Below are 22,073 nucleotides of genomic sequence, written 5' to 3'. Positions count from 1 at the left end.
GTACCCCCGTGAGACGTTCGAGGTGCCGGACGACGACCGGCGCCGAGACGAGAGGGGCCCCCGATGAGCGACCTGCAGACCCTGCCCTGCCCCACCTGTGGCGAGGACACCGACTTCGAGCAGCCCACCTGCGTCGACGGCCACACCGCCGACGGCAGCGCCTGCCCCGAGTGGGCGTGCACCGAGTGCGGAACCGCCCTGGTCGTCGGGTGGTCGCCGACCCCGCGCGCCGAGGTCCACCACCGCGCCGCCTGACGGCGGACCGCTCCCCGGGGCGGGCCATTACCCTGGACACAGGTGGCGTGACGGCCCCGGGGTGGCCCCGGGAGCCCGAGCCGGTCCGCCGGCCCCGTGGGGCCGCAGCCGGCTGCACGCCCGAGTGCTGTGAGGACGTGCTGTGTTCGAGACCCTCTCCGACCGCCTGGACAAGGTCTTCACCGGTCTGCGCGGCAAGGGCCGGCTCTCCGACGAGGACATCGACGCCACCGCGCGCGAGATCCGGATCGCCCTGCTCGAGGCCGACGTCGCGCTGCCCGTCGTCCGGTCGTTCATCGCGGCGGTCAAGGAGCGGGCCCGCGGCGCGGAGGTCTCCGGTGCGCTGAACCCCGCGCAGCAGATGATCAAGATCGTCAGCGAGGAGCTCGTCGACATCCTGGGCGGGGAGACCCGCCGCATCCGCTACGCCAAGACGTCACCGACGGTGATCATGCTGGCCGGCCTCCAGGGCGCCGGCAAGACCACGCTGGCCGGCAAGCTCGGCCGCTGGCTCAAGGCGCAGGGGCACACCCCGCTGCTGGTGGCCTGCGACCTGCAGCGGCCCAACGCGGTACAGCAGCTGTCGGTGGTCGCCGGCCAGGCCGGGGTCGACGTCTTCGCCCCGGCGCCGGGCAACGGCGTGGGCGACCCGATCGCCGTCGCGCGCGAGTCCATCGAGCACGCCCGGCGCACCATGCACGACGTCGTCGTCGTCGACACCGCCGGCCGGCTGGGCATCGACGCCGAGCTGATGGCCCAGGCCGCCGGCATCCGGGACGCGGTCTCGCCCGACGAGACGCTGTTCGTCGTCGACGCGATGATCGGCCAGGACGCCGTGAACACGGCGCTGGCCTTCCAGGACGGGGTCGGCTTCTCCGGCGTCGTGCTGACCAAGCTCGACGGCGACGCCCGCGGTGGTGCCGCGCTGTCGGTCCGCCACGTCACCGGCCAGCCGATCATGTTCGCCTCGACCGGTGAGAAGCTGGCCGACTTCGACGTCTTCCACCCCGAGCGGATGGCCTCGCGCATCCTCGGCATGGGCGACGTCCTCACCCTCATCGAGCAGGCCGAGCAGGCCTTCGACGCCGACCAGGCCGAGAAGATGGCCGGCAAGCTGGCCAGCCGCGAGGGCTTCACCCTCGAGGACTTCCTCGAGCAGATGCTGGCCATCCGCAAGATGGGCCCGATCGCGAACCTGCTCGGCATGCTGCCCGGCGCCGGGCAGATGAAGGAGCAGCTCAAGCAGGTCGACGACCGCGACCTCGACCGCACCGCGGCGATCATCCGGTCGATGACCCCGGCCGAGCGGGTCACCCCCAAGATCATCAACGCCTCGCGCCGGGTGCGCATCGCCAACGGCTCCGGGGTCAGCGTCACCGACGTCAACCAGCTGCTGGAGCGCTTCGGCCAGGCCCAGAAGATGATGGGCCAGATGGCCGGCAGCATGGGCATGCCCGGCATGGGCCCGATGTCGAAGAAGGCCCGCGGTCGTCAGCAGCAGGCCGCCGCCTCCCGGGGCAAGGGCAAGAAGGGCAAGGGCGGGGCCAAGAAGCCGCCGGCCCGCCGCGCGATCGGCGCCCCGGGTGCGATGGGCGGCGCGGGCTTCCCCGGTGGCATGCCGGGCGGCATGCCCGGTGGCGTGCCGGGCCTGCCGCCGGGCCAGGCGCTGCCGGACCTGAGCAAGCTGGACTTCAGCCAGTTCAAGGACCAGGGCCGCTGAGCCGGTGACCGCCCCCGCGCTGCACCTGGCCGGCGTCGTCCTCCCCGAGGGCGAGCACCGCGACCTCTGGGTCACCGGCGGGCGGTTCACCTTCGAGCGGGTGCCGGGGGCGGAGACGGTCAGCCGGGGCGGGTACCTGCTGCCCGGGCTGGTCGACGCGCACTGTCACGTGGGCATCGCCCGCGGCGGCGGGCACGTGACCGACCTGGCCGGGCTGCGCGAGCAGGCGCTGACCGAGCGGGCCGCCGGCGTCCTGGCGCTGCGCGACTGCGGGTCGCCGGTCGACACCCGGGCGCTCGACGACTTCGGCGACCTGCCGCGGATCGTGCGGGCCGGCCGGCACCTCGCCGCGACCCGCCGCTACCTCCCTGGCCTGGCGATCGAGCTGGCGCCCGAGGAGCTCGCCGACCAGGTCCGGGTGCAGGCGCGGGCCGGTGACGGCTGGGTCAAGCTGGTGGGCGACTGGATCGACCGCAGCGTCGGCGACCTCGCCCCGGAGTGGCCCGACGACGTGCTGGCCGCCGCGATCGCCGCCGCGCACGAGGAGGGCGCCCGGGTCACCGCGCACACCTTCGGCACCGACGCGCTGCCCGCGCTCATCGCCGCCGGCATCGACTGCATCGAGCACGGCACCGGGCTCACCGAGGAGCTCGTCGGCCAGATGGCCGACCGCGGCACCGCCGTGGTCCCGACGCTGGTCAACGTGGAGAACTTCCCCGGCTTCGCCGCGGCGGGGGAGACGAAGTTCCCGGCCTACGCCTCGACGATGCGGCGGCTGTACGCCGGCTCCGGTGCGGTCGTGCGGGCCGCGTACGAGGCCGGCGTCCCGGTGTTCGCCGGTACCGACGCCGGCGGCGGCATCGACCACGGCCTGGTCGCCGACGAGATCAGGGCGCTGCACGACGCCGGGCTGCCCGCCGAGGCCGCGCTCGCCGCCGGGTCGTGGGCCGCCCGCGAGTGGCTCGGCCTGCCCGGCATCAGCGAGGGCGCGCCCGCCGACCTCGTCGTCTACGACGCCGACCCGCGCACCGACCTGGACACGCTGGCCGGTCCCCGGCTCACGGTGCTGCGCGGCGTCGTCGTCGGCTGAGCCTGTCGCCGACGCCCGGTCGCTGGTTGACTGCCGGGATGGTGTCGCCACTCCCTGAGCCGGAGCCCCTCATCGACCCGAGCACGCCCATCCCGGACGACCCGGGCGAGCTGCTGCCCGACGCGCCCGAGCCGCTGCCCCCGGCGCCGGTCGAGCCCACGCCCGACGACCCGGGCGGCGACCCCGGCGGGGTCCCCGAGCCCGCCTGACCCGGCGCCTCCCGGGCGGCCCGCCGAAACCCGTGGGCGTTCGTCGCGGGTCGCCTGGGAGACTCCACCCGTGCTCCTTCGGATGTCCTCCCTGTTCCTGCGCACCCTGCGCGACGACCCGGCCGACGCCGAGGTCCCCAGCCACCGCCTGCTCGCCCGGGGCGGCTACATCCGGCGGGCCGCGCCGGGCGGCTTCACCTGGCTGCCGCTGGGCTGGCGGGTGTTCCGGAACGTCGAGCGCATCGTCCGCGAGGAGATGGACGCGATGGGCGCGCAGGAGGTGCACTTCCCCGCGCTGCTGCCGCGTGAGCCCTACGAGGCCACCGGCCGCTGGACCGAGTACGGCGACAACCTCTTCCGGCTCCAGGACCGGCGGGGCAACGACTTCCTGCTCGGGCCCACCCACGAGGAGATGTTCACGCTCCTGGTGAAGGACCTCTACGGCTCCTACAAGGACCTGCCGGTCTCGCTCTACCAGATCCAGACCAAGTACCGGGACGAGGCGCGGCCCCGCGCCGGGCTGTTCCGCGGCCGCGAGTTCACCATGAAGGACAGCTACTCCTTCGACGTGGACGACGCCGGGCTGGACGCCTCCTACGCGGCCCACCGCGAGGCGTACATCAAGATCTTCGAGCGGCTCGGGCTCGAGTACGTGATCGTCTCGGCGATGTCCGGGGCGATGGGCGGCTCGCGCAGCGAGGAGTTCCTGCACCCGACCTCCATCGGCGAGGACACGTTCGTCCGCTCGCCCGGTGGCTACGCGGCCAACGTCGAGGCCGTGACCACGGTCGTGCCCGCGTCGGTCCCGTTCGACGGGCTGCCCGCGGCCCATGTCGAGGACACCCCCGACACCCCGACCATCGAGTCGCTGGTGGCCGTGGCGAACGAGCGGTTCCCCGACGCCGGCTACACCGCGGCGCACACGCTCAAGAACGTCGTGGTCACGCTGGTGCACCCCGACGGCACGCGTGAGCCGCTGGTCGTCGGCCTGCCCGGCGACCGGGAGGTCGACGCCAAGCGCCTGGAGGCCCAGGTCTCCCCGGCCGAGATCGAGCCGTTCACCGACTTCGCCGCCCACCCCGGCCTGGTCCGCGGCTACATCGGGCCGCAGGCCCTGGGCGCTGAGAGCGCGACCGGCATCCGCTACCTGGTCGACCCGCGCGTCGTCCCGGGCAGCCGGTGGATCACCGGTGCCAACGAGGCCGGCAAGCACGTGTTCGACCTGGTCGCCGGCCGCGACTTCACCTGGGACGGCGTGATCGAGGCGGCCGAGGTGCTCGCCGGCGACCCCGCGCCCGACGGCTCCGGCCCGCTGGAGCTGGCCCGCGGCGTGGAGATGGGCCACATCTTCGCGCTGGGCCGCAAGTACGCCGAGGCGCTCGACCTCAAGGTCCTCGACGAGAACGGCAAGCTGGTCACGGTGACCATGGGCTCCTACGGCATCGGGGTGTCCCGCGCGGTCGCCGCGATCGCCGAGTCCACCCACGACGAGCTGGGCCTGGTGTGGCCGCGGTCGGTCGCCCCGGCCGACGTGCACCTGGTCGCCACCGGCAAGGACGCCGCGGTGTCCGAGTTCGCCGAGACCCTCGCCGGTGAGCTGGTCGCCGCCGGGCTGACCGTGCTCTTCGACGACCGGCCCAAGGTCAGCCCCGGGGTCAAGTTCAAGGACGCCGAGCTGCTGGGCATGCCGACGATCGTCACGGTCGGCCGCGGCCTGACCGACGGCGTCATCGAGGTGCGCGACCGGGCGACCGGCGAGCGCGCGGAGGTGCCGGTCGCCGAGGCAGCCGCCGCCGTCCTCGCCGCCGTCCGGGGCTGAGGCACTCCAGCCACCTGGCCGACCGTCCCGCCCTGTCCCGCACCGGCGGGACGGTCGGTCAGCCGGCTGCACCCCGGGCGACCAGTTCCACCTCGTAGCCGTCGGCGTCCTCGAGGTAGGCGGCCCGGTGGTCCGGGCCGCCGGCGAACGGGTGCCGGTCGGGGAACAGCAGGGTCCAGCCGTGCGCGGGCGCCTCCGAGACCAGGGCGTCGAGTGGGAGGACCCCGTCCTCCTCACGACTCATACGCTCGCCGCGAGCCTCGGGACGGAGCCGTTCAGGGACCCAGAACGCCAGGTGGTTGAGTCCGGGGGAGCGGCGGTCGTGCCGGTCGCCGGTCAGCGCCGGTGACTCCTCCAGCACGACGTACGTCGACCCGGACCGCCACGAGCGGCCGTGCTCCCAGCGCTGGAACGGCTCGGCGCCCAGGCGGGTCAGCAGCCAGCCCCACGACGCCTCGGCCCGGGCCAGGTCGGGCACCCACAGCTCGATGTGGTGCAGCAGTCCGGCCTCGGGTCGAGCGTGGGTCGCCACGTCTGGCATCATGGTCGGTCGAACACGGCGGTGGCGGCCCTCTCACCGTTCCCGCCCGTGTCCATCGCTCCGCCCCGTGCGTACCCCCACGCGTACGTCCGGCGAGCAACCACACACGTTCGAGGAGCACACCACACTCGTGGCCACCAAGATCAAGCTCATGCGCCTGGGCAAGATGCGCGCGCCGTACTACCGCATCGTCGTCGCCGACGCCCGCACCAAGCGTGACGGTCGTTCGATCGAGACGATCGGCAAGTACCACCCCAAGGAGGAGCCCTCCTTCATCGAGGTCGACGGCGAGCGCGCCGCCTACTGGCTGGGTGTCGGCGCCCAGCCGACCGAGGCCGTGCGGGCCATCCTCCGGGTGACCGGCGACTGGCAGAAGTTCAAGGGCGAGCCGGCTCCGGCCCCCATGCGCGTCGCCGAGCCGAAGGCCGACAAGAAGGCCATCTACGAGGAGGCCGCCCGCGCCGCCATGGGTGAGCCGGCCGCCGACGCCACCACCCCGAAGAAGAAGGCCGCTCCCAAGGCCGACGCGGCCCCGGCCGCCGACGCCCCGGCTGCTGCCGCCGAGCCGGCCGCGGCCGAGCCGGCTGCCGCCGCCGAGACGCCCGCCGAGTAAGACGTGCTGGAAGAGGCGCTCGAGCACCTGGTCAAGGGCATCGTCGACAACCCCGACGACGTCGTGGTCGACCTGGTCAACGGCCGGCGCGGCAAGACCCTCGAGGTCCGGGTCCACCCCGAGGACCTCGGGAAGGTCATCGGCCGCGGCGGACGCACCGCCAAGGCGCTGCGTCAGGTCATGACCGGTGTCGGGGGACGCGGCCTGCGGGTCGACGTCGTCGACACCGACGGGCGCTGAGCACTCCCGGCGCCCCGGGCGCCACCCCGCAGAACACCGACACCGTGGTGGTCGGCCGCATCGGCCGGCCCCACGGTGTCCGTGGTCAGGTGACCGTCGAGGTCCGCACCGACGACCCCGACCTGCGCTTCGCCCCCGGGACGACGCTGCTCACCGATCCGGCCGGGCGCGGCCCGCTGACCGTCGAGGCCGCCCGCTGGCACAGCGGCACGCTGCTGCTGACGCTCGCCCTGCCCGACGGCACCGTCGTGACCGACCGGGAGGCGGCCGACGCACTGCGCAACACCCAGCTGCTGGTCCCGGTCTCGGAGCTGCCGCCGCTGGAGGACCCGGACTCCTTCTACGACCACCAGCTGGTCGGGCTGGCCGCGGTGCTGCCCGACGGGTCACCGATCGGCGAGGTGACCGGCGTGCGGCACGAGGGCACCGAGCTGCTCGTGCTGACCCGCACCGGCGGCGGCGAGCTGCTGGTGCCCTTCGTCAGCGCCATCGTGCCCACCGTCGACCTGCCAGCGGGGCGACTGGTCGTCGACCCGCCCGAGGGGCTCCTCGACCTGTGACGGCGTTCCGGATCGACGTCCTGACGATCTTCCCCGAGTACCTCGCCCCGCTGGGCCAGTCGCTGCTGGGCAAGGCTGCCCAGCGCGGGCTCGTCGACATCGGCGTGCACGACCTGCGGCAGTGGACCGACGACGTCCACCGCACGGTCGACGACTCCCCGTACGGCGGCGGGCCCGGGATGGTCATGCGGCCCGAGCCGTGGGGTCGTGCCCTGGAGGCCGTCCGCCCCCCGGGCACCCGCCTGGTCGTGCCCACCCCGGCCGGACGCCCCTTCACCCAGGCCGTGGCGGCGCGGTGGGCCACCGAGCCCGGGCTGGTGTTCGCCTGCGGCCGGTACGAGGGCATCGACCAGCGCGTCGCCGACTGGGCCGCCGGCTCCGGGCCGGTGTCGGAGGTCTCCATCGGCGACTACGTGCTGGCCGGCGGCGAGTCCGCGGTGCTGGTGATGGTCGAGGCGGTCACCCGGCTGATCCCCGGCGTCGTCGGCAACGCCGAGTCCGTCGAGTTCGACTCGCACGCCGACGGCCTGCTCGAGGGCCCGGCCTACACCCGCCCCGCCTCCTGGCGCGGCCTCGACGTCCCGCCGGTGCTGCTGTCCGGTGACCACGCCGCGATCGCCCGGTGGCGCCGCGGCCAGTCGCTGCGCCGCACCGCCGACCGTCGTCCCGACCTGCTGGCCGCGCTGCCCGACGGCGCGCTGGACGCCACCGACCGGGCCGCGCTCGACGCGGACCCGCCGGGCCGGGCGTGACCGCTGCGCCCTGGGTGCGGCCGGCCAGCCGGGTGCTGGTCATCGACCCGCAGGGGAGGGTGCTGCTGCTCGGTTCCCGGGGAGCTGCGCCGGAGCCCGGGTCGCCGGTCCGGTTCTGGTACACCCCCGGAGGCGGCGTCGAGGACGGCGAGGACCTCCGCACCGCCGCCGTCCGCGAGTTGGCCGAGGAGCTGGGCCTGGTCGTCGAGGCGTCCGCGCTGGAGGGCCCCGTCTGGCTGCGCCGGCACGTGTGGCCGTGGGGGGAGACCGTCGTCGACTCGCGGGAGACGTACTTCGCGCTGCGGGGCGTCGTCCACACCGTCGACGTCAGCGGGCGCACCGCCGAGGAGCTGGCCGCCGACCAGCCGCACCGCTGGTGGTCGGTCGCCGAGCTCGCCGCCAGTGGCGAGTCCTTCGCGCCGCGCACGCTGGCCGGGGCGCTGGCGGAGGTGCTGGAGGGTCCCTGGGCAGGGCCGCCACGCATCGTCGACTGAAGATGTGGCACAGTAGAGAGCTGCTGCAGGCCGCCGGGTCCACTCCGGTGGTGGCTCCGCCCCCGTAGCGGGCGGTGGAGCGCAGCCACCCGGTACTGAGGCACCGGGACACCGCTGCCCGTACCACGACGATCCGCTAGAACTGAGGACTGCTGCGATGAACACCCTGGACGCCCTCGACTCCGCGTCGCTGCGCGACGACATCCCCGACTTCCGGCCCGGGGACACCGTGAAGGTGCACGTGCGGGTCATCGAGGGCAACCGCTCTCGTGTGCAGGTCTTCCAGGGCGTCATCATCCGGCGCCAGGGCGGCGGCATCCGCGAGACCTTCACCGTGCGCAAGGTCAGCTTCGGCGTCGGCGTGGAGCGCACCTTCCCGGTGCACACCCCCGTGGTCGAGAAGATCGAGGTGCTGACCCGCGGTGACGTCCGCCGGGCCAAGCTCTACTACCTGCGCGAGCTGCGCGGCAAGGCCGCCAAGATCAAGGAGAAGCGCGAGATCGTCTCCCGCTGACCCACTGCACGTCCCGACCGGCCCGGCTGCCCACGGCAGCCGGGCCGGTCGCGTCTGCCGGGCCCGGTGCGGTCCGGCCGGGTGGGCGGGTCGCCGGTGACGCGGGGCGGCGGACCGTACGCTGGGTCGTGATGAGCACGCACGGGCCTGACGAGCCGGCCGACCCCCGTCCCGGCGAGCCCACCGACCCGGTCGCGGGTCCGGCGGCGAGCGCGAGCGGTCGCGGAGGCCACGCGGCGGTCAAGAAGGGCTCCCTGCTCCGCGAGCTGCCCGTGCTGCTGGTGATCGCGTTCGTCCTGGCCCTGGTGGTCAAGACGTTCCTCGTGCAGGCCTTCTTCATCCCCTCGGGGTCGATGGAGCAGACGCTGCACGGCTGCACCGGGTGCACCGGCGACCGGGTGCTGGTCAACAAGGTGCCCTACTGGTTCGGCGAGCCCGAGCCCGGCGACATCGTCGTCTTCCGCGGCCCGGACACCTGGTCCCCGGAGATCACCGTCGCCGAGCCCGGCAACTGGGTCTCCGGTGCGCTGCTCACGCTGGGCCGCGCCATCGGCGTCGCGCCGCCGAGCGAGGACGACTACGTCAAGCGGGTGATCGCCACCGGCGGCCAGACCGTCGAGTGCTGCGACCCGCAGGGCCGGGTCCTGGTCGACGGCCAGCCCCTGGACGAGCCGTACATCTACCAGGACTCCCCGCTGGGCGCGGGTGGGCAGACCGGGCGCGAGTTCAGCCCGGTCGTCGTCCCCGAGGGCCGGCTGTGGGTGATGGGCGACCACCGCTCGGCGTCGGCGGACTCCAAGGCGCACATGCAGGACCAGTACGCCGGCACGATCGGCGTGGACGACGTGATCGGCAAGGCCGCGCTGATCGTCTGGCCGGTCGACCGCTTCGGCGTGCTGCACGCCCCCGACATCCAGCCGCAGCAGGCCCAGGGCCAGTCCGTGCCGGGCGTCGACGACGTCCAGCGGCCGGTGCAGGGCGCAGCGGCGCTCGCGGTGCCCTACGTGCTCGGGCTGGCCGGGGCGGTGCCGCTCACGGCCGCCCGCCGTCGGCTGCGGTCCCGGCGCGCTCGGCTCACCGGCCCCTCCCGCCGTCCGCCCCGCACCGGGTGGCGGCGGGTCCGGCGCCCGGCACAGACCCGACCGGGCCGGGAGCCGGACCCCCGCTGAGTCACCCGTCCTGGGCGTCGCCGCTCAAGGACGCCGCCGGGCCGTCCGATGCACGGGGGGAGAGCCCCTTCCCGAGCGGAGAACTGCTGTGTCCACCCCTGTGCCGAGCCCGTTCCGCGGCGTCACCCGCGTGCTGGTGCTCGCCGATGCGCCGGTCCTGCGCCGTGGCCTGAGCGGGATGCTCGACGAGACCGCCGGGCTGCAGGTCGTGGGTGCACCGGGGGAGCTCCGCCGCGCCGGCGCCCTGGCCGACGCGGCCCGGCCGGACGCCGTGGTCGTCGAGCTCGGCATCGGGCGCGCCGCCGCGCTCAACGCCGTCCGGGACCTGCGGCGCCGGCACCCGCACGTGGCCGTGGTGGCCCTGGCCGCCTCCGACGAGCCCGGGGCGGTCAACGAGGCGCTGGCCGCCGGGGTCCGCGGCTACCTGCTGATGAACACCTCGCCGACCCTGCTGGGCTGGGCCGTGCTGGCCGCCCGCGCCGGGCGCACCGTCGTCGACCCGCAGGTCCGCCGCGGGGAGGCCGAGGCCGAGCCGCAGGCCCGCGAGCTCACCCTCGAGGCCCCGCTCACCCGCCGGGAGGCCGACGTCCTCGACGAGCTGGTGCAGGGGCAGACCAACCGGGTGATCGGCAAGAACCTCTTCATCTCCGAGGACACCGTGAAGTCCCACGTCAAGGCCATCCTGCGCAAGCTCGGTGCCCGCGACCGGGCGCACGCGGTCTCCCTGGTGCTGTCCGCGCGGATCCCCGGCTGCACCTGCGGAGCCCACTCCCTGGACTCCACGGGCGGCTGACCCGCCGCACCGTGCCCGGCCGCCGGTGCGGCGTCCGGGCCCCGAGCCGGCGGGGACGGTCTCGTCCCCGCCACCGGCCGGCCCGGCCGACGCCGGGTCCGGCCGGAGGCCACGGGCCGGTCCCCGTTCCCCCGGGGACCGGCCCGCGGTGCCTCCGGTGACGGGGTGTCCGACCGGACACCGACGGACCCGGAGGGCCGACGTACTGTCGGCAGGCGATGGCCGCTCGACCTCTCCCCGCCGGACCACGCCCGCGCCGGACGGCGGCGGACGACGCCCGCGACGACCTCTGGGCGATGGAACGCCGGCTGCGTCGCCGCGGGTTCGAGGCCATCGCCGGGACCGACGAGGCCGGCCGTGGCGCCTGCGCCGGACCGCTGGTCGCCGCCGCCTGCGTGCTCCCCGCCGGTCGGCGGGGGAAGGTGCCCGGGCTGGCGGACTCCAAGCTGCTCAACCCCGCCACGCGCGAGGAGGTCTACGCCGAGGTGGTCGACCGGGCGCTGGCCTGGTCGGTGGTGTCGGTCCCCGTCGGGGAGCTCGACGCCCGCGGGATGCACGTGACCAACATCGAGGCGCTGCGCCGGGCCGTGCGCGCCCTGCAGCCGGGGCCCGACTACGTGCTCAGCGACGGGTTCCCCGTCAGCGGCCTGTCCCAGCCCTCGCTGGCGGTCTGGAAGGGCGACCGGGTGGCGGCCTGCGTCGCCGCGGCCTCGGTGCTGGCCAAGGTCACCCGGGACCGGGTCATGGTCGAGCTCGACGGGCGGTTCCCCGAGTACGGCTTCGCCGAGCACAAGGGCTACATCACCGACGTGCACAGCGCCGCCCTCGACCGCCACGGCCCCTGCGTGGAACACCGGATGCGCTTCGTGAACGTGGCCCGGGCCCGGGACGCGCACGCCGCGCGCACGGGGTCGGTGTCGGCGCCGGCCGCCATGCACGATGATGGAGCGGTGCCGCCCGGGTCCCCGGCTGCGGCACTGACGTCCCCGGCACCGATGGAGCACGCGCGATGAGCACCGAGGACCTCGAGAAGTACGAGACCGAGATGGAGCTGCAGCTCTATCGCGAGTACAAGGACATCGTCCGCCAGTTCTCCTACGTGGTGGAGACCGAGCGGCGCTTCTACCTGGCCAACAGCGTCGACCTCCAGGTCCGCGACGCCGGCGGAGAGGTGTTCTTCGAGCTCACGCTCTCCGACGCCTGGGTGTGGGACATGTACCGCCCCGCCCGGTTCGTGAAGAACGTGCGGGTCGTGACGTTCAAGGACGTCAACGTCGAGGAGCTGGACAAGCCCGACCTCGAGCTGCCCGACAACCCGCGCCTGCCCTGACCCCTGCTCCACCGGGTCAGGCTGCCTCCCGCTGACCGGCGGTCGCGCGCCGCTGTCCACACCGAGGGCCGCTGTCCACAGCTCGCTGGAGGCCCTGGCGGCGCGGGACGCCCACCGGCCACGGTCCAGGGGTGCCCACTCCAGACAGATCCCCGCGGCCCGGCTCCCGCGCCGCGCTCGGCGCGTACGGCGAGCGGGTGGCCGTGCGCGCCCTCACCGACGCCGGGCTGACGGTGCTCGACCGCAACTGGCGCTGCCGCGACGGTGAGCTCGACCTGGTCGCCCGCGACGGCGACGCGCTCGTCTTCTGCGAGGTCAAGACCAGGACGGGCAGCGGCTTCGGCTCCCCGGCCGAGGCGGTCACCCCGGTCAAGCGCCGCCGGCTGCGGGCGCTGGCCAGCGCCTGGCTGGCCGCCCACGACCACCACGCGCCCGACCTGCGCTTCGACGTGGTGGGGATCGTCGTCCCCGCCACCGGCCGGCCGCAGGTCACGCACCTGCGGAACGCGTTCTGATGAGCCTGGCACGGACGTGGTCGGTCGGGCTGGTCGGCGTGCAGGGCGCCCTGGTCGAGGTGGAGGTCGACCTGGCGGCCGGGGTGCCGACGGTGGTCCTGGTGGGGCTGCCCGACGCCGTGGTGCGCCAGTCGGTCGACCGGGTGCGCGCGGCGGTGGTCAACAGCGGCCACGAGTTCCCGTTGCGCCGGGTGACCATCGGGCTGTCCCCGGCGGCGATGCCCAAGCAGGGCAGCGGCTTCGACCTGGCGCTGGCCGTCGCGGTGCTCGCCGCCGCGAAGGTGCTGCCCGCGGGGCGGGTCGGGGACCTGGTGCTCCTCGGCGAACTGGGCCTGGACGGGTCGCTGCGCGCCGTCCGGGGTGTGCTGCCGGCCGTCCTGGCCGCCGCGGCCGCCGGGCACCGCCAGGTGGTGGTCCCGCGGGACAACGCCGACGAGGCCGGGCTGGTCGCCGGCATCGACGTGCTGGCCGCCGGCAGCCTCGGCGAGGTCGTGGCGCACCTCGCCGGCCGCGCCGAGCTGCCGCCGCACGAGCGGTCGGCCGTGGCGCCGCCACCGCCGGGACCCGACCTCGCCGACGTCGTCGGGCAGACGGCCGGACGGCGTGCGGTGGAGGTGGCGGCCGCGGGTGGGCACCACCTGTTCCTGGCCGGGCCGCCGGGGGCGGGCAAGACCATGCTGGCCGAGCGGCTGCCCGGGCTGCTGCCGCCGCTGGACGAGCGGGCGGCGCTGGAGGTCACCGCCATCGCGTCGATCGCCGGCACGCTGCCGCCGGGGGCGCCGCTGGTGACCAGGCCGCCCTTCGAGGCCCCGCACCACTCGGCGACCATGGCCTCGCTGGTCGGCGGTGGTTCCGGGCAGATCCGCCCCGGCGCCCTGTCCCGGGCCCACCTGGGCGTGCTCTTCCTGGACGAGGCCCCGGAGTTCGCGCGCACGGTCCTGGACACGATGCGGCAGCCGCTGGAGCGCGGGCAGGTCAGCATCCACCGGGCCGGTGGCTCGGCCACCTTCCCCTGCCGGACCCAGCTGGTGCTGGCGGCCAACCCGTGCCCGTGCGCCAGTGCGGCCGGCGACACCGCGTGCACGTGCAGCCCGCTGGAGCGGCGGCGCTACCAGTCCCGGCTGTCCGGCCCGCTGCTGGACCGCATCGACCTGCGGGTCACCCTGCCCCCGGTGACCCGGGCGGCCTGGCTCGACGGCCTGGGCACCCCCGAGGCGACCGCAGCGGTGGCCGAGCGGGTGCGCCGGGCGCGGGCGGTCGCCGCCGAGCGGATGGCCGGCACCGGGCTGTCGCTCAACAGCCAGGTGCCGGGCCGGCTGCTCCGCGAGCGCTGGAAGCCCTCCCGCGGCTCGCTGGCGCTGGCCGAGCGGGCGCTGGAGCGCGGCTCGCTGTCGGTGCGCGGTCTCGACCGCGTGCTGCGGGTGTCCTGGACCCTCGCCGACCTGGCCGGCCTGGTCGCCCCTGGTCCCGACCAGGTCGCCGAGGCCCTCGGCATGCGGCTGCAGCGGGTGGCGGCGTGACGGTCGACCAGGGCGGGGTGCCCGCCGAGGTCCGCCTGGCGCGGGCCTGGCTGTCGCGCGCGGTCGAGCCCGGCTCGGTCGCCATGTGGCGCTTCGTCACCGAGGCCGGGCCGGTCGCGGCCGCGGCGGCCCTGCGCGCGGGTCGCGCCCCGCAGGCGGTGCAGGCGCTGGTCGGCACCCGGGCGCAGGAGGACCAGGGCCTCGACGACCTCGCCCGCGTGCAGCGCAGCGGCGGACGCCTGGTCGTCCCCGAGGACGCCGAGTGGCCGGCCGCGGCGCTGCACTGCCTGACGTTGGGGGCGCTCCAGCAGCAGGCCGAGGAGGGCGACCGCCACCGCCACCGCGACCGGACGACGTCCCTGGTGCCGCCGCTGGCGCTGTGGGTGCGGGGCGACCGAGCGCTCGACGAGCTGGTCGACCGCTCGGTCGCGCTGGTCGGTTCCCGGGCGTCGACCGCCTACGGCGAGCACGTGGCCGCCGAGCTCGCCTCCGGGCTGGGTGAGCGCGGGTGGACCACGGTCTCGGGTGGGGCGTTCGGCATCGACGCCGCCGCCCACCGTGGATCGCTGGCCGTGGAGGCGCCGACCGTCGTCGTCCTCGCCTGCGGGGTCGAGCGGGCCTACCCGAGCGGGCACTCGGCGCTGTTCGCCCGCGTGCTCGACCACGGGGCACTCGTCAGCGAATGGCCACCGGGCTGCGCCCCACTGCGCCATCGCTTCCTGGTGCGCAACCGGCTGATCGCCGCCCTCACCCGGGGCACGGTCGTGGTCGAGGCGGCCGCCCGCTCCGGAGCGCAGGCCACCGCCCACCGGGCGCGCGACCTGGGCAGGTCGGTGATGGCCGTGCCGGGCCCGGTGACCAGCGCGATGAGCGTGGGGTGCCACGAGCTGCTGCGCGACCGCGAGCGCGGCGCCACGCTGGTCACCTCGGCCGCCGAGGTCGTGGAGACCGTGGGCCGGCTGGGGGAGGACCTCGTGCCACCGGCGGAGCGGCCGGGATCGGCGCGGGACACGTTGTCCGACGTCGCCCGCCGCGTGCTGGACGCCTGCCCGGTGCGGGTGGGCGTCTCGCCGGAGCGGCTGGCGACGGTGGCCGGCTGCGAGGTGCTCGACGTCCTGCGGGTGCTGCCGGCGCTGGAGCTCCACGGCCTGGTCGAGTGGACCGGCACCGGCTGGCGGGTCGCCCCGCCCCCGCGGCGGTGACGCCCGCGGTCTCAGGCGAGCACGGCGGTCGCGTCCACCTCCACCAGCAGGTCCGGCTCACCGAGACCGGCCACGCTGATCAGGGTCACCGCCTTGGTCGGGTCGACACCGAGCCGGGCCGCGGCCCGGCCGACGCCCTCGCCGAGGGCGGCCAGCTTGTCCGGCGTCCAGTCCACGACGTAGAGCGTCAGCTTCGCGACGTCGTCGAAGCTCCCGCCCACGGCGGCCAGGCCGGTGGCGACGTTGAGCAGTGCCTGCTCGACCTGGGCGGCCAGGTCGCCGGCGCCGACCGGCTGCCCGTCGGCGTCCCGGGCGACCTGCCCGGACAGGTAGACCGTCCGGCTGCCGGTGGCGACGGCCAGCTGGGCGTAGAACTCGGGCACCGGCAGTCCGGCGGGGTTGACCAGCTCCACGGGCATGACGTCTCCTCGGCACGGGCCGGCTGACGACCGGCGGTGCGGTCAGTGCAGCGCACCGGGCGGCCCCACCGCCACCCCTCCGGGCGCGGCACCGCGTCCGTCGCCCGGCGCGGCAGGTTGACCGGCCGTCCCCGCCGACGGACGCTCCCACCATGGCCACCACCGGGACAGCTGCGCTGCGTGCGGCGCTGCCCCCCGCGCTGGTCGAGTCGCTCGAGGGCTGGCAGGAGCACCTCAGCCTGCAGCGGGACCTGTCCGAGCACACCGTGCGCGGTTACGTCGGTGACGTCGTGTCGCTGCTGGACCACCTGGTCCGGCGCGGCGGGGCGACCGTCGCCGACCTCGACCTGGCGGCGCTGCGCAGCTGGCTCGCCCTGGGCCGCACCCGCGGCGACAGCCGGTCGACGACCGCGCGCCGCGCCGCCTCGGCCCGCTCGTTCACCGCCCACCTGCGGCGCAGCGGGCAGACCGCCGAGGACGTCGGCCTGCGGCTGTCCAGCCCCAAGGCCCACCGCACGCTGCCCGGGGTGCTCGCCGCCGACCAGGCGCGCGCGGTGCTGGACTCCGCGGCGCATCCCCCGGCCGAGGACGAGAGCCCGGCGGACACGGCGCTGCGGCTGCGCAACGTGCTGGTCGTCGAGCTGCTCTACGCCAGCGGCATCCGGGTCGGTGAGCTCGTCGGCCTGGACGTCGACGACGTCGACCGCGGACGGCAGCTGCTGCGGGTGCTGGGCAAGGGCCGCAAGGAGCGCAGCGTCCCCTTCGGCGTCCCGGCGGCCGAGGCCCTCGAGGCGTGGCTGACCCGAGGACGCCCGGTGCTGGCCACCGCGGCCAGCGGGCCGGCGCTGCTGCTCGGCGTCCGCGGCGGGCGGCTGGACCCGCGGGAGGCCCGCCGGCTCGTGCACGCTGCGATCGCATCGACCCCGGGCGCCCCGGACGTCGGGCCCCACGGGCTGCGCCACTCGGCGGCCACGCACGTCCTGGAGGGCGGTGCTGACCTCCGCAGCGTCCAGGAGCTGTTGGGTCACGCTAGCCTCGCGACCACGCAGGTCTACACGCACGTGACGGTCGAGCGGCTCCGGGCGGTCCACGCCCGTGCCCACCCCCGAGCGTGAGGAGCGCAGCGGTGAACACGGCAGCAACGGTCGAGCGGGGGAGTGCGGGTGTCTGAGGCAACGGCGCAGCAGGTCGAGCGGAGCGAGGACCCCGACGCCGGCATCGCCGAGCTGTGGGCGCGCTACGTCGTCGACCGGGAGACCGGGCTGCGCGACCGGCTGATCCTGCACTACGCCCCGCTGGTGAAGTACGTCGCCGGCCGGGTCGGCAGCGGTCTGCCCGCGCACGTCGAGCAGGCCGACCTGGTCTCCTACGGCACCTTCGGGCTCATCGACGCCATCACCCGGTTCGAGCCGTCCCGGGAGATCAAGTTCGAGAGCTACGCGATGGCCCGCATCCGCGGCGCGATCATCGACGAACTGCGCTCGACCGACTGGATCCCGCGTTCGGTGCGGATGAAGGCGCGTCAGTTCGAGCGCACGGTCGCCGCGCTCGAGGCGAAGTTCCAGCGGAACCCCACCGAGGAGGAGATCGCCGAGGAGATGGAGATGGACGTCGAGGACGTCCGCAAGTTCCTCGGCCAGCTCTCCCTGGTCAACGTCGTCGCCCTCGACGAGCTCCTCGTGGACGACGACGGCTCGGCCCCGCGCCTGGTCGACACGCTCAAGGACACCAGTGCGCTGGACCCGCAGGCGATGGCCGAGCACGGCGAGGCCCGCCAGCTGCTGGCCCGCGCCGTCGAGCAGCTGCCCGAACGCGAGAAGGTCGTCGTCAGCCTCTACTACTTCGAGGGCCTGACCCTGGCCGACATCGGCCGCGTCCTCGGGGTGACCGAGAGTCGGATCTGCCAGCTGCACACCAAGGCCGTCCTGCACCTGCGCACCAAGCTCGCCGACATCGCCTGACCGCGGCGGCCGGCCGCCGCCGGGTCAGCCGACCGGCGGCGGGCCGAGCAGTGGCTGGGCGTGCGGCGGGTTGCGGTGGCCCTCCTCCCAGGGCAGCTTCCCGGTGGAGTCGGGCCAGACCAGCTGCAGGACCTCGATCGAGCCGTGGAACTGCTCGGCGACCGACGTCCGCGGGTCGCCGTCCACCGCCAGGAAGACCACGGGGGAGCTGGCGTCGGTCAGCGCCGTCGTCGCGACACCGGGGCTGAAGCGGGCGCCGCCCCGCACGGCCTCGCCGACCAGGTTCAGGTACTTCTCACCGGCCTCGAACGGCAGGCCGAGGACGATGACCTCGGGGTGGCCCAGGGCGGTCAGCCCGACGGTCGTGGAGTACCTCGGGTCGCCGGGGTTGCCCCCGCCGTGCAGCACCGCCCAGCCGAAGCGGTCGATGACCCGCTGCAGGTCGCGCCGCACCTGCTCGGCCGTCTGGTCCTGCGCCGCGTCCGTCCCGGGGGTGCCCGCGGGGGCAGGGGTCGCAGGGGCCGGCTTGGGCTTGCGTCGGAATCGCACCCCTGGACCGTATCCGGGCGCGCGGCCGGTCTCGACGGTCCCGGCGGCTCAGTCCCACGGCAGCAGCCGGACCCGGGGCGGGCGGAGCAGGGACAGCGGGTCCAGGTAGGTCCCGCCGCGGCGCAGCCCCCAGTGCAGACAGGCCGCGGCCGGGCAGCCGGCGTGCCCGGTGACCAGCTCGCCCAGCGGCGTCCCGGGCCCGACGGCCTGGCCGGCGGCGACGGCGGGGCTGACCGGCTCGTAGGTCGTCCGCAGACCACCGGGGTGCTCGACGCTCACCACCGGCCGGCCGGCGACCAGCCCGGCGAAGGCGACCGTGCCCGCCCCGGCGGCGAGCACGGGCGCGCCGGGGGCGCCCGCGAGGTCGACCCCGCGGTGCCCGGCCGCGTACGGGGTCGGCGGGGGCGCGAACGGCCGGGTCACCCCGGGCACGCCCGGCAGCGGCCACGCCCACGGCGCGACGACGGGAGCGGCGGAGGCGGCAGGTGCCCCGGACAGGGCCAGCGCCAGCACGGCGAGCACCACCAGCAGGCGGGGGACGGGCACGCCGCCCAGCCTCCCCGCGGACGCCGTGCTGGGGACCGTGCCGGAGCGGGGCTGTGGACGAGCGGGCCGGCTGGGGACGACCTGGTCGAAGGGCTGCTTGACACCGCGTATGATCGCCGGTGCGGTCCGCCTCCGGCGGATCGACTTCGCGTGTCCGCCTCCCGCTGCTGCAGCGGGCCGGTCGCCACCTCGGTCCCGTTCCCCGGAACGGGTTCGGTGGCGCGGTGCGGGCACCAGGGCGGCGCACCACACGGTGCCCGCGACAACCGAGCAGCGCGGACCGGCCCCGGTCGGCCGCGCACGAGAAGGAAGGCGGCGCCACGTGGCAGTCGTCAGCATGAAGAACCTGCTCGACAGCGGGGTCCACTTCGGGCACCAGACCCGTCGCTGGAACCCGAAGATGAAGCGCTTCATCTTCACCGAGCGCAACGGCATCTACATCATCGACATCCAGCAGACGCTGGGTTACATCGACCAGGCCTACGAGTTCGTGAAGCAGACCGTCGCCCACGGCGGTTCGATCATGTTCATCGGGACCAAGCGCCAGGCGCAGGAGGTCATCGCCGAGCAGGCGACCCGCGTCGGCATGCCCTACGTGAACCAGCGCTGGCTGGGCGGCATGCTGACCAACTTCCAGACCGTCTTCAAGCGCCTGGAGCGCCTCAAGGAGCTCGAGGACCTCGAGCAGACCGGCGCGCTGGTCAGCCTCTCCAAGAAGGAGCAGTTGGTCCTCTCCCGCGAGAAGGCCAAGCTCGAGCGCTCCCTCGGCGGCATCCGCGACATGAAGAAGGTGCCCAGCGCCGTCTGGATCGTGGACACCAAGAAGGAGCACATCGCCGTCGGCGAGGCTCGCAAGCTCAACATCCCGGTCGTCGCGATCCTCGACACCAACTGCGACCCCGACGAGGTCGACTACAAGATCCCGGGCAACGACGACGCCATCCGCAGCACCGCGCTGCTGACCCGCGTCATCGCCGACGCGGTCGCCGAGGGCCTGCAGGCCCGCTCGGCCGCGCAGGCCAACGCCGGCCGCACCGAGGACGGCGCCGCCCCGGCCGCCGCCGAGCCGCTGGCCGACTGGGAGCGCGAGCTGCTCACCGGCGGCGACGCCGCTGCGGCCCCGGCCGCCGACGCCACCGCCACCCCGCTGCCCGAGACCCCGGCCGAGCCGCCGGCGGTCACGGCCACCGAGGTCGCCCCGGTCGCCGGCGTGCCGGCCACCGGCAGCCAGGAGACCGGCACCCAGGGCGCCCAGAACGGCTGACCCATCGGCGCCGCCCCTCCCGCTCCGGCGGTGAGGGGCGGCGCCGCTGCATGCCCGGTCCGGCCGGGCGCGCGTCGCACCTCCGGGTCCTGCACCGCCGACCCCCCGCACCGCCAGGGGCGCCGAGCCCCGCACTCCACCACGAACAGAGGAAGTGACATGCCTGCCTTCACCGCAGCCGACGTGAAGCGTCTCCGTGACGCCACCGGCGCCGGCATGATGGACGCCAAGAAGGCCCTCACCGAGGCCGATGGCGAGTACGACAAGGCCATCGAGCTGCTCCGCATCAAGGGCGCCAAGGACGTGGGCAAGCGCCTGGAGCGCTCCACCACCAACGGCATCGTCGTCAGCCGCGACGGCGCGCTGCTCGAGCTCGACTGCGAGACCGACTTCGTCGCCAAGAACGCCGACTTCGTCGCCCTGGCCGAGCGGCTGCTGGGCATCGCGCTGGACACCCGGCCGGCCGACGCGGCGGCTCTGCTGGCCACCGAGGTCGACGGCCAGACCGTCGAGAAGCTGATCGAGGGCGAGTCGGCCCGCATCGGCGAGAAGCTGGTGCTGTCCAAGGTCGCCCTGTTCGACGGCACGACCGCCGTCTACCTGCACAAGCGCGCCACGGACCTGCCCCCGGCCATCGGTGTCGCGGTGCAGTACTCCGGTGGCTCCGAGGACGCCGCCCGGTCGCTGGCGATGCACATCGCCGCCGCCCGTCCGCGCTACCTCAGCCGCGAGGAGGTCCCCGCCGACGCGGTGGAGACCGAGCGCCGGGTCGCCGAGCAGACGGCGAAGGAGGAGGGCAAGCCCGAGCAGGCGATCAGCAAGATCGTCGAGGGCCGGGTCAACGCCTACTACAAGGACTTCGTCCTCCTCGAGCAGCCCTCCATCACCGAGCCGAAGCGCACCGTGCAGCAGGTCATCGCCGACGCCGGCCTGACCGTCGACCGGTTCGCCCGGTTCGAGGTCGGCCAGGCCTGATGCAGGGACCCCTTCGCCCCCCCACGCCACGCTCCGCGCGGCGCGGGACCCTGCGAAGGGGCCGACACCGGCCCCGTCCCTCCTCGGGGCGGGGCCGGTGGCCTGTCCGGGTGACGACGCCGGGCGCCCCGGAGCCGTCATGCGGCAGGATCGATCCACACCACTCCCCGAAGGACAAGGACCCACGTGACCGACTCGCGACCTGCCGGCAACCCCGAAGGGCTGCTCTTCGCGCCCGCCTCCTCCGCCCCCACCGACGGGCGCGGCTACCGGCGCGTGCTCCTCAAGCTCTCCGGTGAGGCCTTCGGCGGCGGCAGCGTCGGCGTGGACGGCGGCATCGTGCGCAACATCGCCGAGCAGCTCGCCGAGGTGGTGCACGGGGGCACCCAGGTCGCCGTCGTCGTCGGTGGGGGCAACTTCTTCCGCGGCGCGGAGCTGCAGAACACCGGCATCGACCGCCGGCACGCCGACTACATGGGCATGCTCGGCACGGTCATGAACGCCCTCGCCCTGCAGGGCTTCTGCGAGCAGGTGGGTCTGGAGACCCGGGTGCAGACCGCCATCACCATGGGCCAGGTCGCCGAGCCCTACATCCCGCGCAAGGCCGTGCGGCACATGGAGAAGGGCCGGCTGGTCATCTTCGGTGCCGGCGCCGGCATGCCCTACTTCTCCACCGACACCGTCGCCGCCCAGCGCGCCCTGGAGATCGGCTGCCAGGTCCTGCTGATGGCCAAGAACGGCGTCGACGGCGTCTACGACGACGACCCGCGCACCAACCCCGCGGCGACGATGTACACCGACCTCGACTACGCCACGGTCCTGGCCAAGCAGCTCAAGGTGGCCGACGCCACCGCCATCAGCCTGTCCATGGACAACAGCATGCCGATCGTGGTGTTCAACCTGCTCGAGGACGGCAACATCGCGCGCGCGTCCGCGGGTGAGAGGATCGGCACGCTGATCAGCGACCAGTCCTGACCGGTCGCACGTGAGCGGGACGGCAGACGCCGGGCGCCGTCCCGCTCG

27 protein-coding genes are annotated in these 22,073 nt (G+C 74.9%); 23 read left to right on the top strand and 4 right to left on the bottom strand.

Annotated elements, in window-relative coordinates; all coding sequences use genetic code 11:
- Positions 1-63: 63 nt before the first annotated feature.
- From ACGBYP_RS05595 to ACGBYP_RS05575, 5 genes are all read left to right on the top strand, one after another.
- Complete coding sequence (locus ACGBYP_RS05595) at positions 64-255, top strand: hypothetical protein (protein ID WP_411582289.1); 192 nt, start codon at positions 64-66, stop codon at positions 253-255.
- A 142-nt stretch (positions 256-397) separates the two neighbouring features.
- Positions 398-1,975 carry a signal recognition particle protein gene (gene ffh, locus ACGBYP_RS05590; protein WP_411582288.1) on the top strand — a complete coding sequence of 526 codons (1,578 nt, stop codon included), beginning with the start codon at positions 398-400 and terminating at the stop codon, positions 1,973-1,975.
- A 4-nt stretch (positions 1,976-1,979) separates the two neighbouring features.
- Entirely contained in the window at positions 1,980-3,065 is a 1,086-nt protein-coding gene (locus ACGBYP_RS05585; RefSeq protein WP_411582287.1) for an amidohydrolase family protein, read from the top strand.
- Positions 3,066-3,103: 38 nt separating this feature from the next.
- Positions 3,104-3,274 carry a hypothetical protein gene (locus tag ACGBYP_RS05580; protein WP_411582286.1) on the top strand — a complete coding sequence of 57 codons (171 nt, stop codon included), beginning with the start codon at positions 3,104-3,106 and terminating at the stop codon, positions 3,272-3,274.
- 82 nt (positions 3,275-3,356) lie between these two features.
- Complete coding sequence (locus tag ACGBYP_RS05575; protein WP_411582285.1) at positions 3,357-5,093, top strand: proline--tRNA ligase; 1,737 nt, start codon at positions 3,357-3,359, stop codon at positions 5,091-5,093.
- Positions 5,094-5,151: 58 nt separating this feature from the next.
- Here ACGBYP_RS05575 and ACGBYP_RS05570 read toward each other — a convergent pair whose 3' ends face one another.
- Positions 5,152-5,625, bottom strand: coding sequence for a VOC family protein (locus ACGBYP_RS05570; protein ID WP_411582284.1), 474 nt, complete (start codon positions 5,623-5,625; stop codon positions 5,152-5,154).
- 139 nt (positions 5,626-5,764) lie between these two features.
- Here ACGBYP_RS05570 and rpsP point away from each other — a divergent pair, with 139 nt between their 5' ends.
- From rpsP to dprA, 13 genes are all read left to right on the top strand, one after another.
- Positions 5,765-6,247 (top strand): 30S ribosomal protein S16, encoded by a 483-nt coding sequence (gene rpsP, locus ACGBYP_RS05565; protein ID WP_411582283.1) that lies wholly within the window; start codon positions 5,765-5,767, stop codon positions 6,245-6,247.
- A gap of 3 nt (positions 6,248-6,250) precedes the next feature.
- A complete protein-coding gene (locus tag ACGBYP_RS05560) occupies positions 6,251-6,487 on the top strand; it encodes an RNA-binding protein (protein ID WP_163612139.1) in 237 nt (78 codons plus the stop codon).
- A 44-nt stretch (positions 6,488-6,531) separates the two neighbouring features.
- A complete protein-coding gene (gene rimM, locus ACGBYP_RS05555; protein ID WP_411582282.1) occupies positions 6,532-7,047 on the top strand; it encodes a ribosome maturation factor RimM in 516 nt (171 codons plus the stop codon).
- The gene (gene trmD, locus ACGBYP_RS05550) at positions 7,044-7,799 is read left to right on the top strand and encodes a tRNA (guanosine(37)-N1)-methyltransferase TrmD (RefSeq protein ID WP_411582281.1); all 756 of its coding nucleotides are present in this window, start codon (positions 7,044-7,046) and stop codon (positions 7,797-7,799) included. The genes rimM and trmD overlap by 4 nt, the downstream gene beginning before the upstream one ends.
- Positions 7,796-8,293: an NUDIX hydrolase gene (locus ACGBYP_RS05545; RefSeq protein ID WP_411582280.1), complete on the top strand. Its 498-nt coding sequence runs from the start codon at positions 7,796-7,798 to the stop codon at positions 8,291-8,293. The genes trmD and ACGBYP_RS05545 overlap by 4 nt, the downstream gene beginning before the upstream one ends.
- A 157-nt stretch (positions 8,294-8,450) precedes the next feature.
- Positions 8,451-8,807 (top strand): 50S ribosomal protein L19, encoded by a 357-nt coding sequence (gene rplS / locus ACGBYP_RS05540; protein WP_411582279.1) that lies wholly within the window; start codon positions 8,451-8,453, stop codon positions 8,805-8,807.
- Positions 8,808-8,938: 131 nt separating this feature from the next.
- Positions 8,939-9,976 carry a signal peptidase I gene (lepB, locus tag ACGBYP_RS05535; RefSeq protein WP_411582278.1) on the top strand — a complete coding sequence of 346 codons (1,038 nt, stop codon included), beginning with the start codon at positions 8,939-8,941 and terminating at the stop codon, positions 9,974-9,976.
- Between the two features lie 88 nt (positions 9,977-10,064).
- Positions 10,065-10,769: a LuxR C-terminal-related transcriptional regulator gene (locus ACGBYP_RS05530; RefSeq protein WP_411582277.1), complete on the top strand. Its 705-nt coding sequence runs from the start codon at positions 10,065-10,067 to the stop codon at positions 10,767-10,769.
- A 218-nt stretch (positions 10,770-10,987) separates the two neighbouring features.
- Entirely contained in the window at positions 10,988-11,782 is a 795-nt protein-coding gene (locus ACGBYP_RS05525; protein ID WP_411582276.1) for a ribonuclease HII, read from the top strand.
- The gene (locus ACGBYP_RS05520; RefSeq protein ID WP_036339823.1) at positions 11,779-12,099 is read left to right on the top strand and encodes a DUF2469 domain-containing protein; all 321 of its coding nucleotides are present in this window, start codon (positions 11,779-11,781) and stop codon (positions 12,097-12,099) included. Before ACGBYP_RS05525 ends, ACGBYP_RS05520 begins: the two co-directional genes overlap by 4 nt.
- A 131-nt stretch (positions 12,100-12,230) precedes the next feature.
- Positions 12,231-12,614: a YraN family protein gene (locus tag ACGBYP_RS05515; protein ID WP_411582275.1), complete on the top strand. Its 384-nt coding sequence runs from the start codon at positions 12,231-12,233 to the stop codon at positions 12,612-12,614.
- The gene (locus tag ACGBYP_RS05510; RefSeq protein WP_411582274.1) at positions 12,614-14,134 is read left to right on the top strand and encodes a YifB family Mg chelatase-like AAA ATPase; all 1,521 of its coding nucleotides are present in this window, start codon (positions 12,614-12,616) and stop codon (positions 14,132-14,134) included. The genes ACGBYP_RS05515 and ACGBYP_RS05510 overlap by 1 nt, the downstream gene beginning before the upstream one ends.
- A complete protein-coding gene (gene dprA, locus ACGBYP_RS05505; protein ID WP_411582273.1) occupies positions 14,131-15,336 on the top strand; it encodes a DNA-processing protein DprA in 1,206 nt (401 codons plus the stop codon). Before ACGBYP_RS05510 ends, dprA begins: the two co-directional genes overlap by 4 nt.
- A gap of 11 nt (positions 15,337-15,347) precedes the next feature.
- On the opposite strand, the gene ACGBYP_RS05500 is transcribed toward dprA, so the two are convergent.
- Complete coding sequence (locus ACGBYP_RS05500) at positions 15,348-15,755, bottom strand: RidA family protein (RefSeq protein ID WP_411582272.1); 408 nt, start codon at positions 15,753-15,755, stop codon at positions 15,348-15,350.
- A 152-nt stretch (positions 15,756-15,907) separates the two neighbouring features.
- On the opposite strand from ACGBYP_RS05500, the gene ACGBYP_RS05495 reads away from it, so the two are divergent.
- Both ACGBYP_RS05495 and whiG read left to right on the top strand, forming a co-directional pair.
- Positions 15,908-16,870 carry a tyrosine recombinase XerC gene (locus ACGBYP_RS05495; RefSeq protein WP_411582271.1) on the top strand — a complete coding sequence of 321 codons (963 nt, stop codon included), beginning with the start codon at positions 15,908-15,910 and terminating at the stop codon, positions 16,868-16,870.
- A 42-nt stretch (positions 16,871-16,912) separates the two neighbouring features.
- Positions 16,913-17,716 (top strand): RNA polymerase sigma factor WhiG, encoded by an 804-nt coding sequence (gene whiG / locus ACGBYP_RS05490; RefSeq protein ID WP_411582270.1) that lies wholly within the window; start codon positions 16,913-16,915, stop codon positions 17,714-17,716.
- Between the two features lie 24 nt (positions 17,717-17,740).
- Here the strand turns inward: whiG and ACGBYP_RS05485 are convergent, their stop codons facing one another.
- Positions 17,741-18,265, bottom strand: coding sequence for a DUF4262 domain-containing protein (locus tag ACGBYP_RS05485; protein ID WP_411582269.1), 525 nt, complete (start codon positions 18,263-18,265; stop codon positions 17,741-17,743).
- 48 nt (positions 18,266-18,313) lie between these two features.
- Positions 18,314-18,811, bottom strand: coding sequence for a M23 family metallopeptidase (locus ACGBYP_RS05480; RefSeq protein WP_411582268.1), 498 nt, complete (start codon positions 18,809-18,811; stop codon positions 18,314-18,316).
- Positions 18,812-19,133: 322 nt separating this feature from the next.
- On the opposite strand from ACGBYP_RS05480, the gene rpsB reads away from it, so the two are divergent.
- The 3 genes from rpsB (at position 19,134) to pyrH (ending at position 22,025) form a co-directional block, all read left to right on the top strand.
- Positions 19,134-20,075 (top strand): 30S ribosomal protein S2, encoded by a 942-nt coding sequence (gene rpsB / locus ACGBYP_RS05475; protein WP_411582267.1) that lies wholly within the window; start codon positions 19,134-19,136, stop codon positions 20,073-20,075.
- Between the two features lie 159 nt (positions 20,076-20,234).
- Positions 20,235-21,050, top strand: a complete 816-nt coding sequence (gene tsf, locus ACGBYP_RS05470) for a translation elongation factor Ts (protein WP_411582266.1) — start codon at positions 20,235-20,237, stop codon at positions 21,048-21,050.
- Positions 21,051-21,272: 222 nt separating this feature from the next.
- A complete protein-coding gene (gene pyrH / locus ACGBYP_RS05465; RefSeq protein WP_411583665.1) occupies positions 21,273-22,025 on the top strand; it encodes a UMP kinase in 753 nt (250 codons plus the stop codon).
- Positions 22,026-22,073 lie beyond the last annotated feature (48 nt).

The organism is Modestobacter sp. SSW1-42, from assembly GCF_046635825.1.
Classification (GTDB): domain Bacteria; phylum Actinomycetota; class Actinomycetes; order Mycobacteriales; family Geodermatophilaceae; genus Modestobacter.
This window is presented reverse-complemented; position numbering and strand designations above follow the sequence as displayed.

Coding starts and splice junctions, on each gene's coding strand:
- rplS (WP_411582279.1), top strand. CDS start 8,451: ATGAACACCCTGGACGCCCTCGACTCCGCGTCGCTGCGCGACGACATC.
- lepB (WP_411582278.1), top strand. CDS start 8,939: ATGAGCACGCACGGGCCTGACGAGCCGGCCGACCCCCGTCCCGGCGAG.
- ACGBYP_RS05510 (WP_411582274.1), top strand. CDS start 12,614: ATGAGCCTGGCACGGACGTGGTCGGTCGGGCTGGTCGGCGTGCAGGGC.
- ACGBYP_RS05575 (WP_411582285.1), top strand. CDS start 3,357: ATGTCCTCCCTGTTCCTGCGCACCCTGCGCGACGACCCGGCCGACGCC.
- tsf (WP_411582266.1), top strand. CDS start 20,235: ATGCCTGCCTTCACCGCAGCCGACGTGAAGCGTCTCCGTGACGCCACC.
- ACGBYP_RS05520 (WP_036339823.1), top strand. CDS start 11,779: ATGAGCACCGAGGACCTCGAGAAGTACGAGACCGAGATGGAGCTGCAG.
- ACGBYP_RS05500 (WP_411582272.1), bottom strand. CDS start 15,755: ATGCCCGTGGAGCTGGTCAACCCCGCCGGACTGCCGGTGCCCGAGTTC.
- ACGBYP_RS05580 (WP_411582286.1), top strand. CDS start 3,104: ATGGTGTCGCCACTCCCTGAGCCGGAGCCCCTCATCGACCCGAGCACG.
- ACGBYP_RS05525 (WP_411582276.1), top strand. CDS start 10,988: ATGGCCGCTCGACCTCTCCCCGCCGGACCACGCCCGCGCCGGACGGCG.
- ACGBYP_RS05595 (WP_411582289.1), top strand. CDS start 64: ATGAGCGACCTGCAGACCCTGCCCTGCCCCACCTGTGGCGAGGACACC.
- ACGBYP_RS05495 (WP_411582271.1), top strand. CDS start 15,908: ATGGCCACCACCGGGACAGCTGCGCTGCGTGCGGCGCTGCCCCCCGCG.